Below are 15,732 nucleotides of genomic sequence, written 5' to 3'. Positions count from 1 at the left end.
CTTCAGCCCGCCGGCGCGATCCGTCCCGCCGGTTCGGCGTTGCTGTTCACCGTCTCGCGGCATTGTTCTTCATGTACCGGGACCAGCAATCGCGCCTTGCGCCAACCGCCGCGTGCATAGACGATCCACGCCAGCAACAGCGACATGGACGACCCCGCCGGGAAGCTGAGCCAGAGCGCGTCAGCGCCCCATAGCGGGTAGGCCATGTGGTAAAAGCCCAGGCGGACGCCGAACAGGGTGAAAATCAGGATCAGCAACGGCGCGACCACAACGCCATTGGCGCGCATCACGCCGAACAGGATCATGGTGCAACCGAACAACAGGAAGCTCCAACTCGCCAGCAACTGCATGTTCCACGCCGCCGCGATCGCAAAGCTATTATCGCCCAGGAACAGCGACAGCAGCGATTCGTGAAACAGCAGGATGATGACGATCATCGCCCCGGTGATCGCCAGCAGATAGCCTATGCCATAGCCGGTGATGCGGCTGATCCGGTCCCATCGGCCCGCGCCCATATTCTGCGCCGCCATCGCGCTGACCGCCGCGCCCATCGCCATCGCCGGCATCTGGAGATAGGTCCATATCTGCTGCGCCGCGCCATAGGCGGCCGTCACCAGCAAGCCCTCGCGATTGACCAGCCCGATCATCACCAGCCCGGATGCGGACATGACGATCATCTGCAAACCCATGGGAAAGCCCTTGGCCAGCAGCACGCGCAACTGGTCCGCCGCGGGCCACAGATAGCGCAATTCGCGCCCCCGGAGCCGCAGGGGCAAATCCCTGGCATAGATGAAGGCGACGACGCCGATCAGGCTGACGAAGCCCGCCACCGCGGTCGCCGCCGCCGATCCGGCGATGCCATAGGCCGGGATCGGCCCCAGCCCCAGGATCAGCACCGGGTTGAGGATCAGGTCCACGGCCACGCTGACGATCATGAAGATCAGCGGGGTGCGCGCGTCCCCGGCGCCGCGCAGCCCCATCATGATCATGACGACCAGCAGCGTCGCGGGCATGGCGAAGAAAATGACGCGCAGGTAAATCAGCGCCATGTCGAACGCTTTCGCCGGGGTCGCCAGCAGCCGCAGCAGCGCCGGCGCGCCGATCCAGCCCGCCAGCGCGACCGCCACGCCCAATATCGAACAGAAACCGACCGCCGATCCAAAGGCGCGCCGCGCCGTATCCAGGTCGCGCGCGCCCGTCGCCTGCGCGATCATCACGGTCGATGCCATGCCGAAACCGAACACGACCGAAAACATCAGGAACATGATGATGTTGGCGTTGGCGGTCGCCGCCAGCGCTTGCGCGCCCAGGAAGCGGCCGACCCAGATCGCGTTGATCGACCCGTTGAGCGACTGGAGGATATTGGACGCCAGCGTCGGAATGGCGAACATCAGCAGCACGCCGGCGATCGGCCCCTGCGTCAGGTCTTTTGCGCCCGGTCTGCTCGCTGCCACTCGCCTGCCTCTCCCCACTATATCCGTGTTCCCGCGCAGGCGGGAATCCAGTCCGCCATCTAAACTGGATTCCTGCCTTCGCGGGACCACATCTATCGACTTATCCCAGCCGGTCCAATGCCGCCTTCAACCGTTCCGCCTCGGCGGTCTTTTCGGCATGGTCTTCACGCGCCTTGGCGACCGCTTCGGGCTTGGCCTTCTCGACGAAGCTGGGGTTGGACAGGCGACCGCCCAGACCATCCCGCTCCTTCTCCGCCGCGGCCAGCGCCTTGGCCAGGCGGGTCTTTTCCGCCGCGATGTCGATCACGCCTTCCAAAGGCAGGATGAAGGTCGCCTCATCCACCACGATCTGCGCCGCGCCGCCAGCGGGCGGTTCGCCAAAGGTCAGGCTTTCGACCCGGCCGAGCCGCGCCAGCGCCACGCCCTGACGGTCGAGTCGGCGATGCGTTTCTTCGGATGCATCGCGCACGATCACCGGCAGTTTCGCGCCCGGCGGCACGTTGAGTTCGGTCCGCGCCGTCCGCATCGCACTTACCAGCCGGATCAGCCAATCGATTTCCGCCTGCGCCTCGCTATCGACCGCCGCCAGCGCCTGCGGCCATTGCGCGACGATCAGGGCGTTCGCCCGGTCGCCCGTCAAATGCCATAACTCTTCGGTTATGAACGGCATGAACGGATGCAGCATCACCAATATCTGGTCGAACGCCCATCCCGCGACGGCGCGCGTCTCATCGTCCATCGCGCCTTTGGTGAGTTCGATATACCAGTCGCAAAACTGGTCCCAGACAAAATGATAGATGGCGTTGGCGGCCGCATCGAAGCGCAGGTCGGCAAGCGCCGTGTCGATCGTCTGCACGGTCGCCACCGTCTCCGCGATGATCCAGCGGTTGACCGGCAGCGCCGCGGCGGGCGCTTCATGGCTGGTCGATGCGGCGACGCCATTGGACTGGAGGAAGCGGGCCGCATTCCACAGTTTCGTCGCGAAGTTGCGATAGCCCTCGACCCGCTTCTCATCCATCTTTACGTCGCGGCCCTGGCTCTCCATCGCCGCCATGAAGAAGCGCAGCGCGTCCGCACCGAACTTGTCGATCAGGCCCAGCGGATCGACCACATTGCCCTTGGACTTGGACATTTTCTGCCCATCCGCCGCGCGGACCAGGCCGTGGAGATAGAGTTTCTTCCATGGTACATCGCCCATGAACTCCATGCCCTGCATCGCCATGCGGGCGTCCCAGAAGAACAGGATGTCGAAGCCGGAAATCAGCAGGTCGTTGGGATAATGGCGCGACAGCTTTTCGCTCTGCTCCGGCCAGCCCAGCGTACCGAACGGCCAGAGGGCTGAGGAAAACCATGTGTCGAGGACGTCGGGATCGCGGCGAATAGTCGCTACGACGTTAGCGCCATCAACATTGATCCCTGCATCATCAGCAACAGCTACAGAAAAGTTCTTACCCTCAAGGTTCCCGTTCTCGCGATAAAATTGCTCCGCCTTGCGGATAGCCTCTTCTTCGCTTTCCGCCACGAAGCTAGGCAATGCTGCTGTAGGATCATAAGCCCGCTCGTGCATCGGCTTAGAAAAATCAAACCACTCGGCGGGCGAGCCAAACCATGCCGGAATCTGATGCCCCCACCACAGCTGGCGGGACACGCACCAAGGCTGGATATTCTCCATCCAGTTGAAGAAGGTCTTTTCCCAAGTCTTGGGCACGATCTCGATCGCGCCGTCGCGCACCGCCCGCATCGGCGCGACCGCCAGCTTTTCCGCGTCGACATACCATTGATCGGTCAGCCAGGGTTCGATCACCACGTTGGATCGATCGCCGAACGGCGTCTGGATCGTGCGCGGCTCAAAATCGGCTTCGACCGGCTCGCCTTCCTTGTCCTTCGTGATGTTCGGGACCAGCAGGCCCAATGCCTTCATCTCTGCGACCACAGCCTCGCGCGCGCCATCCACGCCATCGCGCTTGAAACGGTGCAGCCCCAGGAAGCGATCGGGGATCAGACCATCGGCGGTCTGGACGACATTGGCGTCGGCGTCGAACATGTTGAGCATGTCGCCGGCCTTGAAGCCCGCCCGCTTGCCCACGTCGAAATCGTTGAAATCATGCCCCGGCGTGATCTTGACCGCACCCGAACCCAGTGCCGGATCGGCATGTTCGTCGGGCACGATCTTGAAACGCCGGCCAGTGATAGGCTGGAGAATCTCCTTGCCGATGACGTCCTTGTACCGCTCGTCATCGGGATGCACGGCCACCGCCATATCGGCCAGCATCGTTTCCGGTCGTGTCGTGGCGACGACGATATGGTCGCTGCCATCGGCCAGCGTTACGCCATCCGCCAATGGATAGCGGAAGCGCCAGAAGCCGCCCTTCGTCTCGACCGTCTCGACCTCCAGGTCCGAAATAGCGGAGCGGAAATGCGGGTCCCAATTCACCAGCCGCTTGTCGCGATAGAGCAGGCCGCGCTTGTGCAACTCCACAAAGGTCTTGACGACCGCTTTGGAGAAACCCTCGTCCATGGTGAAGCGCTCGTTCGCCCAGTCCATCGAACAGCCCAGCCGCCGCAGCTGGCCAGTGATGGTCCCGCCGCTCTCCGCCTTCCATTCCCACACCTTCGCGACAAATTCCTCGCGGGTGAAATCGGTGCGCTTCTGCTGCTTGGCGTTGAGTTGCCGCTCGACCACCATCTGCGTGGCGATGCCCGCATGATCGGTGCCGACCACCCACAAGGCATCCTTGCCGCGCAGCCGCTCATACCGGATCACGATATCCTGCAACGTATTGTCGAGCGCATGGCCGATATGCAGGCTACCCGTCACGTTGGGCGGCGGGTTGACGATCGTAAAGGGCGTCGCGTCCGGCCGTTCGGGGCGGAACAGGCCATTGCTCTCCCAATGCTCGTACCAGCGGGATTCGATATCGGCGGGGTCGAAGGTTTTCGGCAATTCGGTCATGGGAAGGCGCTTTAGAGCGCCTTCCCATCTGGTTCCAGCGCTTTTACTTCCCCGTCCACTTGTCGAGCCAGCCAAGCGCCTCACCATACCATTGCAGGGAGTTTTTCGGCTTCAAGACCCAGTGATTCTCGTCTGGAAACACCAGCAGCTTCGATGGAATGTCGCGCCGCTGGAGCGCGGTGAAGGCGGCCAGCCCCTGCGTATAAGGGATGCGGAAATCCTTCTCGCTCGTCACCACCAGCATCGGCGTCTTCCACGCCGTCACATGATTGACCGGGTTCCATTTCTCATACTCTTCCGACTTCTCATAATGGGGGCCGCCATGCTCCCATTCGTCGAACCATAATTCCTCGGTTTCATAGGCCATGGCGCGCGCGTCGAACACGCCGTCATGCTGAACGATGCACTTGAAGCCATCAGCCCATTTGCCCTCGATCCAGTTCATCATATAGCCGCCATAGCTGGCGCCCAGCGCGCAGGCATTGCCGGCATCGATCGCGCCATCCCTCGCCGCGGCCGCCGCCAGACCCAGCTTCAGGTCTTCCAGCGGCTTGCCGCCCCAATCCTTGTTGATGGCATCGGTGAAGGCCTGGCCATAGCCTGTGCTGCCATGGAAATCGACGATCACCGCCGCATAGCCATGGGCGGCGAACGCCTTGGGATTCCAGCGATAGGACCAGCTATCGTTAAAGCTGCCCTGCGGCCCGCCATGGACCAGGAAGGCGACCGGCAGCTTGTTCACCGTGCCGCTGGCAGATGGGTTTAGCGGCTTGACGATCTGGCCCCAGACGGTGTCGCCATTGGCGCCCTTGAAGCTGAAGCGCTCGACCGACACGTCATCGACGCCCGCCAGCTTGCTCGCATTGACGCTGGTCAGGCGCACCGGCTTCCCCTTTGCCGGCATCTTCCAGAAATCCGCAGGCGACTGGATGCTGTCCAGCGCATAGACGAAACCGCCCTTGGGCAACGGCACGACGCTACCCGCATGGCCTTTCTGCGTGAGGCGCGCCACCTTCCCCGACGCCGCATCGACCCGGAACACCGGGTTATCCAGCACGTCATTGGCGGTGACCAGCAGCCCCTTGCCGTTCGCCTCCCAGGCGATCGACGCGACCGACCGGTCCCAGCCCTCGGTCAGCGCTCTCGTCGCGCCGGTAGCGATGTTGCGCAGCATCAGCACCTGACGGTCGGCTTCATAGCCCGGCCGCTGCATCGCGACATAGGCCAGCCATTTGCCGTCCGGAGACACGGTCGGCAGCGTATCGGTCGCGTCATTGGCGTCGGTCAGGTTGACGGGCGCAGCGCTGCCGTCCGCCGGTACTGCGAAAATGTCGAGATTGGTCGACAACGGCTCGATTCGTCCCGCCTCGCGCAGCGCGAAGAACAGCGTCTTGCCGTCCTTGCTCCAGTTGATTTCCTCGGCCCCGCCAAAGGGCTTGGACGGGCTATCGCCTACAAGCGCCCCCATCACCGACATCGCCGGACCGCCCGTGACCGGCATCACGAAGATTTGCGACCGCTGGCCGTCCGCCCATGTGTCCCAATGGCGCACGAACAGTTGCTCATAGACGCGGCCGCTGCCGGCCTCCTTGGGCACCTCGCCTTTCACATCGTCGATCGTCTTTGCGCCGACCGGCCGATCGGCCCAGAGCGCCACCTGGCTGCCGTCGGGGCCGAGCAGAAAGCCCGAAATGCCGCCCGGCACCTTGCTGATCTGCACCGGATCGCCACCGCTCAGCGCCACGCGCCACAATTGGTCGTCGCCGCTAGCGTTAGACTGGAAATAGAGCGCCGATCCGTCCGGCGAAAAGACCGGCGACGCTTCATTCTTGTCGGGCTTGGATGCGATCAGCTTCGGGACCTGCCCGGCCTTGCCAATGTCCAGCAGATAGAGGTCGATCCGCCCCTTGTTCGCCGCCAGGTCGGTGCTGCGCAACTGATAGGCCAGCCATTTCCCATCCGGCGACACGGCCGGGGCGGCTATGCGGTCCAGCGAAACCATATCGGCGGGCGTAAAGGGCCGGGCGAGGGCCGGCATGGGGCATGCGCCCAGCGCAGTAGCGGCCAGCGCAGCGGTAAGGATAGTCTTCATGCAACAGGCTTTCCAAGTCGATCGCCCTGCCCCGTTCACGGCCGGATGGGGCGGCGGGCGATGCGGATGATGGCTATGGCCTAAACCCGCACGGCGATGCCGACAAGGGCGCGCGTCGCGGCGGGATCAGGCCACGATACGCTCCGCCTTGGCGAAGGCGTCCAGCTTGGCATGGCAGGCGGCGCGCAGCCCCTCGTCCATCCATCCGGCGTTAAAGGCGTTGCGCTGCAACCGCACCAGTTCCGCCTTGGTCAGCGCGCTGTGCGCCTGCGCCTTGACCAGCACTTCATTGAGATATTCGCTGCCCATATAGGCCGGATCGTCGGAATTGATGGTGATGTTCAGGCCCGCGTCGATCATCCCGCGCACCACGTCGACCGGCGGCGCATCGCCGCGCACGGTGCCGGAAAATGTCGGGCAGACGGTGAAATAGAAATTGCGCGCCTTCGCCGCGGCGATCAGCGTCGGCGACTCCAATATATTGCCGCCATGGTCGATCCGGTCGACGCGCAGGTCCACGATCGCCTGACGCAGATGCTCGATAATGTCCTTCTGATTGAGGTCGCAATGCGCCGTGACCTTCAGCCCCGCGGCGCGCGCCTTGGCGAAATGGGCGGCGAATTTGACCGGCGGATGATCCTTCTCGTCCGAATCCAGCCCGACCGCGACCAGTTGATCGCGAAACGGCAGCGCCGCGTCCAGCGCCGCCATGGCCGACTCTGCCGACAGGTCGCGCACGAAGCAGAGGATGAGCTGCGACCCGATCCCCAGTTGCGCGGCGGCCGCCGCCCGCGCGCGGGTAATGCCGCCGATCACCGCGGCCATCGGCACGCCGCGCTTCAAATGCTCCTGCGGGTCGAAGAAGATTTCGGCGTAGAGAATGTTCTGCGACGCCGCCTTGGCCAGATAAGCATAGGCCAGATCATAGAAATCCTGCTCGGTGCGCAGCACCTTCATGCCGTCATAATAGATGGCCAGGAAGCTGGGCAGATCATGATAAAGATAGCTGGCCTTCATCGCGGCGACATCGGCGAAGGGCAGGTCCAGCCCTTTGCGCTGCGCCAGCGCGAACTTCATCTCCGCTTCCAGCGTGCCTTCCAGATGGACATGATATTCCGCCTTGGGCATCGCCGCGATGAAGCGGGCCATGTCGGCCGAAGCGCCGTCGTCCGATGCCGCCCAGACCGGCGCTGCATTGATCCAGGCGGCCAACGGGGCGCCCAGCAGGCCATGGACTATCGCGCGCCTGCTGAACATCGATCATCACCCCCTTGAAACCCGGCCTTCTATCCGGGGATCGGGGTGCGCCTGTCCATCATGGAATATGGGACGGGCCGTCGCAAAAAAGGGAGCGGGCCTGGTTTAGCGGCCAGCGATGCGCGCGATTTCCTTGGCGACCATCTCTTCGACCAGCCCAGGCAGGCGTTGGTCCAGCCAGTCCTTCAGCATCGGCTTGAGCATCGAGCGGACAAGGCCATCGAGCGTATTGTCCTGCCCATCCTTGGGCGCGACCAGCATGGAGGACAGGGCCGAGAGCGAGTGGCGTGCGGCCACTTCGCTTTCGACCGACAGGATCGAGTCGTCACCGGGCACGCTCGCGCTCACGGGCGCGGCTGCGGCAGCTTTGGGAGCAGGCATGACAATCTCCTCCGCGACCTCGTCGGTCAGTTCCAGTATCTCTTCGACCGTAACGGGCACGGGCGCTGCAACGGCCTTCGCCTCGGCGCGCGTGCGACGCGGGGCGGCCTGCACCGCTTCTTCGCCCTCTTCGGCGATGATCCGCTTGATGGACGAGAGTATCTCTTCCATCGAGGGTTCCTTGGTCATGTCACCCATGGATAGTCCCCGTCCAAAATCCATTGCGCATCCTTAACCCGTAAGATTACCCGGCCGGGTTAACAAGCGGTTAAGGCTGCCGCGAAGCGGGTTCGACATTGGCGTTTTGCGCGGGCGTGTCAACGGTCCGCGTGGCGACGGGGGTCGGCTTGGGATCGAAGCTCCAATCCAGCCACTTGCCCTTAACCCGTTCATAATTGACCATCGGGTCATAGAGCGTGCCGCCTTCCAGGCCCAGATCGTCGGCTTCGGCATGGCCCATGGCCGCGATGACGCTGAAACCCGCAACATAGGCGTTGCGCTGCGCCGTCACCAACTGAACCTTGGCGTTCAACGCTTCCTGTTCGGCGTTCAGGATGTCGAGGATCGTGCGACTACCGACCGAATTTTCCGCCTGCACGCCTTCCAGCGACAGATTGGCGGCCTCGACCGCCTTGCGATTCGATTCGATACTCTCCAACGATGCCTGCCAGCTGGCATAGGCGGCGCGCGTCTGGGAAATGACGCTGCGCTCCACCTCGATCTCGCGCTCGATCGCCTGCGATTCGAGCGCCTGATTTTGGCGGACCTGCGCGGCCGGACGACCACCCTGATAGAGCGGGATGGTCAGCTGGACGCCAGCGGTGGCTTGCTTGTTGATCTGTGGCCCTTCCACAGAATTGCCATCCGCATCCTGCGCCGTGCCACCCAGCGTATGCAGGTAATTGGTATAACCCGCCGTCGTGAAGCCCGACAGCGTCGGCAGGCGCCCGGCGCGCGCCACCTTCACGTCATAGCCTGCGGCGATCCGGTTCTTCTTGGCCGCCAATATGTCCGGATTGTCGTTCAGCGCGACCTGCACCGCGGCGACCGGCGTAGCGGGCAGGCCCGGCAGCGCGGGCGGCGGTTCCAGCGCGTCGGGGGCGTCCCCCACCAGCGCGATATAATTTTCACGGCTGGTGATCAGATTGGCTTGCGCAATCTGCAAGTCGGACCGGGCCAGCGCCAGCCGCGACTGCGACTGGGCCACGTCGGTCCGGGTCAGGTCGCCGACTTCGAATCGGTCGTTGGTCGCCTGGAGATTGACCTCCAGCGCACGCACATTGGACTGGTTCAGCGACACGATCGCGCTGTCGCGGATCACATCCATGTAAGCGCCCACGGTCTGCGAAAAAATGCTCGCTTCCGTCCCGCGCAAATTGGCCTGCCCAGCCTCCACGCGCGTCTTGGCCGCCTTCACCCCGTTGCGCACCGAACCGCCCGAATAGATCGGCACGTTCAGCTGCGCCTGCGCATTCACGGTCCGCTGCGGCGACGTGAAACTGATCGTGGGCTTGAGGATGCTTTCAGAAAAGCTGCCCGACACGTCCACGCCGGGCCGGCCCGCCGCTTTCTGGATCGGCACATTTTCGTCGGTCGCGCGCTGCCCCGCGCGCGCGCCGGTCAGCGTCGGGTTGGACGCATAGGCCTTGGCCAGCGCGCTCTGCAACGTCTCGGCCTGCGCGCTGCTAGCCAGGACGCCGTTGGCCAGGGCAGAGGACAGCAACAGCAACGCGGCTGCGGCATGATGCCGATAAAAGGTGCGCTGCGCCGTCATCTGTCCCCGCCCATCATTTTTTAGAACACAAATCCCTTGGGTGCGCCGAAACCAGGCAACACCACCATTTCGATATCGACCAGGCTGCTCAGCCCCAGCACGCCGCCGACCACCCGACCGCTGCTCAGGCGCGTGACGCCCCTGTCGACGATTCCCGTCACCACGCGGGCGTCCTCGGCAAGCTGCTGAACGAGCGCCGCGGGGACTTCCTCCACCGCACCGTCGATGAACAAAAGGTCATAGGGCGCGCCATCGGCCGCGCCGGCGGTAAGCGCGCCGCGCACGACCGTCACGCCAGGCAGCGCGATCTCCGCTCCGCCCTCTTCCTCGACCGCGGTCACCTGCGCGCCCAGTTCGGACAGCAGCGCGGCGGCATAGCCGGTCGCCGCGCCGATCAGCAGCACCTTGTCGCCCGGAACGACCTGCGCTTCATTGAGCAGCCGCCCCGTCACCAGCGGCGGATTGAGCGAACGCCCCCCGGCCAACGGAATGGGACGGTCGATATAGGCCATGGCACGGCGCTGCGCGGGCACGAAATCCTCGCGCGGCACCTTCGCCATCGCGGCGATGACACGCTGGTCGCCCACGTCGCTGGTGCGCAACTGGCTTTCGACCATGGCGGCCCGCATCGAAGAATAGTTCTGCTCGGTCACGATAGTTCCTCGCTTGTCCGGGGGGCTTGGCACAACTGTATTGGCAATGCAATACAGTAAGGGGATCATCGGATCCTCTAAATCAGCGCGCGCCCCGCGCCAAGCGGCTTTGCGTGAGGGTCGATAAGAATCTTGACGCCGCCGCCCCATCCCCCGCTTGACTTTGCATCCAAAGCCGCACATTTGCGGCCACCCACTTGTCGAGGCCCGATGGCGGAGTGGTTACGCAGAGGACTGCAAATCCTTGCACGCCGGTTCGATTCCGGCTCGGGCCTCCATCTTCTTCCTTCTCGACTTGTTCCGCCGCTCCCGTCTAAGAGGGCGGCATGATGAAGCTGTTCATTGGCAACAAAGCCTATTCGAGCTGGTCCCTGCGCGGCTGGCTGGCGTGCAAATTGTCCGCCCTCCCGTTCGAGGAGGTGGTCGTCCCCCTCTATGACGAAGCTTGGGAGAAACGGCGCGAGGGCGACGAGTTCGCGCCCTCCTCCGGCAAGGTGCCGATCCTGTGGGATGGCGACGACGTCGTAGTGTGGGACAGCCTGGCCATCGTCGAATATCTCAATGAAAAGACGGATGGCGACCTGTTCTGGCCGACCGATCCCGCCGCACGCGCCATGGCCCGGTCGATGGCGGCCGAAATGCACAGCAGCTTTGCTGCGCTGCGCCGCGAGCACAGCATGAACATCCGGCAGATCTATCCCGCCGTGCCCCCGTCCGACCCTGTCGCGCACGACATCGCCCGTATCATGCAGCTGTGGGCACAGGCCCGCGCCCGCTATGGCGGTGACGGCGATTTCCTGTTCGGGGAGTTTGGCGCGGTGGACCTGATGTTCGCGCCCGTCGTCACCCGCTTCATCACCTATCAACTGCCCGTCGCCCGTTTCGCGCAGGCCTATATGCACGCCGTCATCGCCCATCCCTGGATGCAGGAGTGGATCGGTGGCGCCCAGGCGGAAGACTGGGTGATCGACCGGTTCGAAGTTCCGCCGCAGACGGTCTGACGATCATGAGCGAAACGCCGGAAACCGACACGCCCAAGGAAGCGCGCGCCGCCGAAGCCGCCGCGATTCGCCGCCGCTGGATCACGCTGGGCGAGATACTCGCCGTGCTGGCGGTCGGCATCTCCGCCCTCACCCTCTATCTCAACTGGGCGGACAAGAAGGACGAGCGCGCCGAAAAGGCGGCGGAAAGCCGCAAGGCGTCCGGCCGCGCCGCCATACTGGTACTGAACGCCGTTTCGGTGAAGGACGACCGGATCGTGCTCAAGACCACCGACCCCGATCAGGTCATCCAGAGCCAGACCATCCTCTTTCCCCGCGCGCTCGGCATCGGGCCGGTAGACACCACCGGCGATCCGCGGATCGAGGCGGACTGGTTCGGCGACGCGCTCAAGACGGCGCGGGCCAAGGCGAAGCTGCCCGACGACAGCGTCGGGGACGAACGGCTGCCCGTCGCCATCACCACCCGCTTCGTCGTGGGCGGCGACACGCATGAGAATGTCGCGCTCTACGACATCGGCTATGGCATAGCGGGCCGCTGGATCGCCGGGCACAGCCTGGCGCTGCGCGGCCTGTCACGGGTCGAAACCCTCAAGCCCGACAGCGCCCAGGCCAGGGTCGACGCTCGCTGGGCGCACCTTAGCGGCAAATAGCCCAAGTCCTGCTTCGTCGCCTGAAACCGCAAAACCACTTGTCTTGCGGCCATGAAACGGGTGCAAGGCCCGCGCAGGGTTGTTGCATACCATAATAAGGACAAGCGGGCGCCATGAGCCTGATGGGATCGATCGACATCTTCCATGCCATTGCCGGCCTGCTGGTCGGCGTGCTGGTGGGCGTGACCGGCGTGGGCGGCGGCTCGCTGATGACGCCCCTGCTGGTGCTGATGTTCGGCGTCAGCGCCAAGACCGCCGTGGGCACCGACCTGCTGTTCGCCGCCCTCACAAAGATCGTCGGATCGGCCGTCCATGGGAAGCGCGACACGATCGAATGGCCGATCGTGCGGCGCATGGCCGCGGGCAGCGTGCCGGCCGCGCTCGTCACGCTGCTGGCGCTCGGCTGGATCGGCGATGTCGGCCAATCGACCGAAAATATCATTCTGATTGCGCTCGCCTCGCTGCTGGCGCTGACGTCGGTCGCGGTGATCGGCCGCAAATGGCTGTTCCGTCATCGCGGCGACCTGGGATCGACCCACTCGGCGGGCACCACCTTCTACGGCACCACCGCGCTCGGCGCGTTGATCGGCGCGGCCGTTTCACTCTCCTCGGTCGGCGCGGGCGCGATCGGGGTGACGGTGTTGCTGTTCCTTTATCCACGCCTGCCCATGGCGCGCATCGTGGGGTCCGACATCGCCCATGCCGTGCCGCTGGCGCTGATCGCCGGGACCGGCCACTGGCTGATGGGCGACGTCAACTTCGTGCTGCTGATGAACCTGCTGATCGGGTCGATACCCGGCGTGATCGTCGGCAGCTATCTGTCGTCCCACGCCCCCGACAAGGTGCTGCAACCCCTGCTCGCCGCGGTGCTGGCCATCTCTTCCTGGCAACTCTTCGTCAAGGCGCGCACGCCCGCCCCGGTGAAGGTCGAAGCGCCGGTGATGGCGAAAGCGCACTGACATGAAAAAGCCCCGCCCTCATGTGTGAGGACCGGGCTTTTTCGGCTCGGAAGGATCGTGGCTTTAGCCGACGATTTCTTCCGGCTTGAAGAAATAGGCGATCTCGATCGCGGCATTTTCTTCGCTGTCCGAACCATGGACCGAATTGGCTTCGATTGATTCGGCCAGTTCCTTGCGGATCGTGCCGGCGTCGGCATTGGCGGGGTTGGTGGCGCCCATGATGTCGCGGTTGCGCTGCACGGCGTTTTCGCCTTCCAGCACCTGGACGACGACCGGACCGGAAATCATGAAGGCGACCAAGTCGGCGAAGAAAGGCCGTTCCTTGTGAACGCCATAAAAGCCTTCGGCCTGCTCGCGGCTCATGCGGATGCGCTTGGACGCGACGATGCGAAGCCCTGCTTCCTCCAGCATCTTGGCAACCGCGCCGGTCAGGTTGCGACGGGTCGCGTCGGGCTTGATGATCGAAAAGGTGCGCGTGACGGCCATGGCCCTCGGTACTCCGAATTGGTGGAAATGCTGGGCGCGCCTTTAGACGCGGCCGGGCCAGGCTGCAAGGGGCTTAACCCTGACCGCCAATTAGGCCATTTGCACCCATTTGCGGCCGTCCTGCTTGAAATAGCGCGAAACCGTTTCCTCGCGCTTCGACAATATCCGCCAACTGGCCCGCGCGCCGTCCACCGTATCATCGTCGAAGAAGTAGAAAGCCCGCTCGAACTCCAGCGCTTCGTCGCGCCAGATACAGTCCGCCAGCGCGATGTGCGCCGCGCCGTTCAGCGCCTCGCACGCTTCGCTCAGCAGGATCGGCTGCGCCGCCTCGCCGCCCTCGCCCGCCCAGCCATGCGCCAGGAAACTTTCGGGCGGCCCGGCCCACAACCCCGCCGAAATCCGCTCCAGCCGATCCGGCTCCTGCGCCACCACCAGCAGCCGCGCGCCCAGGCCCAGGATGCGCGCCGCGATCGCGGGCAGCACCTGGTCCACCGGATCGCGGCTAAGCTGATAGAAATCGACCTGCATGGGCGAAGCCTTGGTTATAGGGGGTGGGGCATGTTCCCGCCTGCGCGGGAACACCCTACGCTCAATGCTCGAACTTGTCCGCGACCAGCCGGTCGATCAGGCGCACGCCATAGCCGGTGGCACCCTTGTCCCAGGTCGCGCCCGGCTTGTCCGACCACACCATCCCGGCGATGTCGAGATGCGCCCACTTCACGCCCTCGTCCACGAACCGCTTGATGAACTGCGCGGCGGTGATCGAACCGGCATAACGCCCGCCGATATTCTTCATGTCGGCGATCGGGCTGTCGATCATCTTGTTATAGGCGTCTCCCAGCGGGAAGCGCCACAGCTGGTCGCCGCTCGCCTTGCCCGCCGCGGTCAGGTCTTCCGCCAGGCCGTCGTCATTGGCGAACAGGCCGCCATATTGATCGCCTAGCGCAACGATCATCGCGCCGGTCAGCGTAGCAAGGTCGATCATGACCTCAGGCGCATAGGTCTTCTGCGCCCAGGTGATCGCGTCGCACAGCACCAGCCGCCCCTCGGCGTCAGTGTTCAACACTTCGATCGTCTGCCCCGACATCGACGTCACGATGTCGCCGGGGCGTTGGGCGTTGGCGTCGGGCATATTTTCAACTAGGCCGCAGATACCCACGACCCGCGCCTTCGCCTTGCGCCCGGCCAGCGCCTTGATCGCGCCCGCAACCGCGCCCGCGCCGCCCATGTCCCACTTCATGTCTTCCATGCCGGCCGCTGGCTTGATGGAGATGCCGCCAGTGTCGAAGGTCACGCCCTTGCCGACGAACACGACCGGCTTTTCCACCGCCCCATTGGTGCCGTCCCATTCCAGCGCCAACAGCCGCGCCTCACGCACCGAACCCTGCGCCACGCCCAGCAGCGCGCCCATGCCTAGTTCTTCCATCGCTGCCTTGTCCAGCACGGTGATCTTCACGCCCAGTTCGGCGAGATGCTGGCAGCGCTCGACGAAGCTTTCGGGATAAAGAATATTGGCCGGCTCCGACACCAGTTCACGGGTAAAGGCGATGCCGGCGGCAACCGCAGCCAGCCTTGCCCATGCCGCATCCGCGCCGGCAGCAACCAGCGTGATCGTCTTCAGCGTCGGCTTCGCCTTTTCAGGCTGGCGCGTTCGATAGGTGTCGATCCGCCAGCCGCGCAGCAATGCGCCAAACGCCAGATGCGCCGCCTGCTCGCCGCTCGCGCCGCCGAAAAATTCGACCGCGGCATGGATCGCGCCGCTGGTAGCCAGCTTTGCGGTCAGCGCCGCGCCCGCTTTCTCCACGTCCAGTTCGCTACCGGCGCCGATGCCCAGCAACAGCACGCGCAGCGTCTTGCCAGCTTCATCCACGAAACTTTCGAAGCTCGTCCCCGCCTCGCCGGTGAAGCGTGACGCGGCCGCGCCCGCCGCCAAAGTCGGAGCCGCCGACAGGGGCAGCGTGTCGAACCCGCCCTTGGGCACGGCAAAGACCAGCGTGTCGGCATCGGGGCGGGTCGGGCTGAACTGGATATCCATCGGGGTTCTTGTCCTCTTGTCTCTTCGGCGGGCAAAG

The 15,732-nt window shown here is 64.4% G+C and carries 13 protein-coding genes and 1 tRNA gene; 4 read left to right on the top strand and 10 right to left on the bottom strand.

What is annotated here, in order from left to right; all coding sequences use genetic code 11:
* Positions 1 to 2: 2 nt before the first annotated feature.
* The 7 genes from HHL08_RS02250 to HHL08_RS02220 form a co-directional block, all read right to left on the bottom strand.
* Positions 3 to 1,454, bottom strand: a complete 1,452-nt coding sequence (locus HHL08_RS02250) for an MATE family efflux transporter (RefSeq protein WP_328804541.1) — start codon at positions 1,452 to 1,454, stop codon at positions 3 to 5.
* Between the two features lie 100 nt (positions 1,455 to 1,554).
* A complete protein-coding gene (locus HHL08_RS02245; protein ID WP_169570832.1) occupies positions 1,555 to 4,407 on the bottom strand; it encodes a valine--tRNA ligase in 2,853 nt (950 codons plus the stop codon).
* Positions 4,408 to 4,450: 43 nt separating this feature from the next.
* Positions 4,451 to 6,499: an alpha/beta hydrolase family protein gene (locus HHL08_RS02240; RefSeq protein ID WP_169570831.1), complete on the bottom strand. Its 2,049-nt coding sequence runs from the start codon at positions 6,497 to 6,499 to the stop codon at positions 4,451 to 4,453.
* Between the two features lie 126 nt (positions 6,500 to 6,625).
* The gene (gene add, locus HHL08_RS02235; protein ID WP_235954634.1) at positions 6,626 to 7,756 is read right to left on the bottom strand and encodes an adenosine deaminase; all 1,131 of its coding nucleotides are present in this window, start codon (positions 7,754 to 7,756) and stop codon (positions 6,626 to 6,628) included.
* A gap of 105 nt (positions 7,757 to 7,861) precedes the next feature.
* On the bottom strand, positions 7,862 to 8,335 hold the full coding sequence (locus HHL08_RS02230) for a DUF2497 domain-containing protein (RefSeq protein WP_169570830.1): 474 nt from the start codon (positions 8,333 to 8,335) through the stop codon (positions 7,862 to 7,864).
* A gap of 70 nt (positions 8,336 to 8,405) precedes the next feature.
* Positions 8,406 to 9,911 (bottom strand): TolC family outer membrane protein, encoded by a 1,506-nt coding sequence (locus tag HHL08_RS02225; RefSeq protein ID WP_169570829.1) that lies wholly within the window; start codon positions 9,909 to 9,911, stop codon positions 8,406 to 8,408.
* Between the two features lie 20 nt (positions 9,912 to 9,931).
* Positions 9,932 to 10,564: a protein-L-isoaspartate O-methyltransferase family protein gene (locus HHL08_RS02220; protein WP_169570828.1), complete on the bottom strand. Its 633-nt coding sequence runs from the start codon at positions 10,562 to 10,564 to the stop codon at positions 9,932 to 9,934.
* 204 nt (positions 10,565 to 10,768) lie between these two features.
* Here HHL08_RS02220 and HHL08_RS02215 point away from each other — a divergent pair.
* From HHL08_RS02215 to HHL08_RS02200, 4 genes are all read left to right on the top strand, one after another.
* Positions 10,769 to 10,842 (top strand) — tRNA-Cys (locus HHL08_RS02215).
* A gap of 48 nt (positions 10,843 to 10,890) precedes the next feature.
* Positions 10,891 to 11,565, top strand: coding sequence for a glutathione S-transferase family protein (locus HHL08_RS02210; protein WP_169570827.1), 675 nt, complete (start codon positions 10,891 to 10,893; stop codon positions 11,563 to 11,565).
* A gap of 5 nt (positions 11,566 to 11,570) precedes the next feature.
* Complete coding sequence (locus HHL08_RS02205) at positions 11,571 to 12,215, top strand: hypothetical protein (protein WP_169570826.1); 645 nt, start codon at positions 11,571 to 11,573, stop codon at positions 12,213 to 12,215.
* A 113-nt stretch (positions 12,216 to 12,328) separates the two neighbouring features.
* Positions 12,329 to 13,174, top strand: a complete 846-nt coding sequence (locus HHL08_RS02200; RefSeq protein WP_169570825.1) for a sulfite exporter TauE/SafE family protein — start codon at positions 12,329 to 12,331, stop codon at positions 13,172 to 13,174.
* 63 nt (positions 13,175 to 13,237) lie between these two features.
* Here the strand turns inward: HHL08_RS02200 and ndk are convergent, their stop codons facing one another.
* The 3 genes from ndk to HHL08_RS02185 all read right to left on the bottom strand — a co-directional run bounded on the left by ndk (position 13,238) and on the right by HHL08_RS02185 (position 15,695).
* Positions 13,238 to 13,660: a nucleoside-diphosphate kinase gene (ndk, locus tag HHL08_RS02195; RefSeq protein ID WP_169570824.1), complete on the bottom strand. Its 423-nt coding sequence runs from the start codon at positions 13,658 to 13,660 to the stop codon at positions 13,238 to 13,240.
* A 90-nt stretch (positions 13,661 to 13,750) separates the two neighbouring features.
* Positions 13,751 to 14,188, bottom strand: a complete 438-nt coding sequence (locus HHL08_RS02190) for a DNA polymerase III subunit chi (protein WP_169570823.1) — start codon at positions 14,186 to 14,188, stop codon at positions 13,751 to 13,753.
* Positions 14,189 to 14,249: 61 nt separating this feature from the next.
* Positions 14,250 to 15,695, bottom strand: a complete 1,446-nt coding sequence (locus HHL08_RS02185) for a leucyl aminopeptidase (RefSeq protein ID WP_169570822.1) — start codon at positions 15,693 to 15,695, stop codon at positions 14,250 to 14,252.
* Positions 15,696 to 15,732: the final 37 nt, after the last annotated feature.

This window comes from Sphingobium psychrophilum (genome assembly GCF_012927105.1).
Classification (GTDB): Bacteria; Pseudomonadota; Alphaproteobacteria; order Sphingomonadales; family Sphingomonadaceae; genus Sphingobium; species Sphingobium psychrophilum.
Note: the sequence above shows the minus strand (reverse complement) of the source record. Positions and strands in the feature narration are given on the sequence as shown.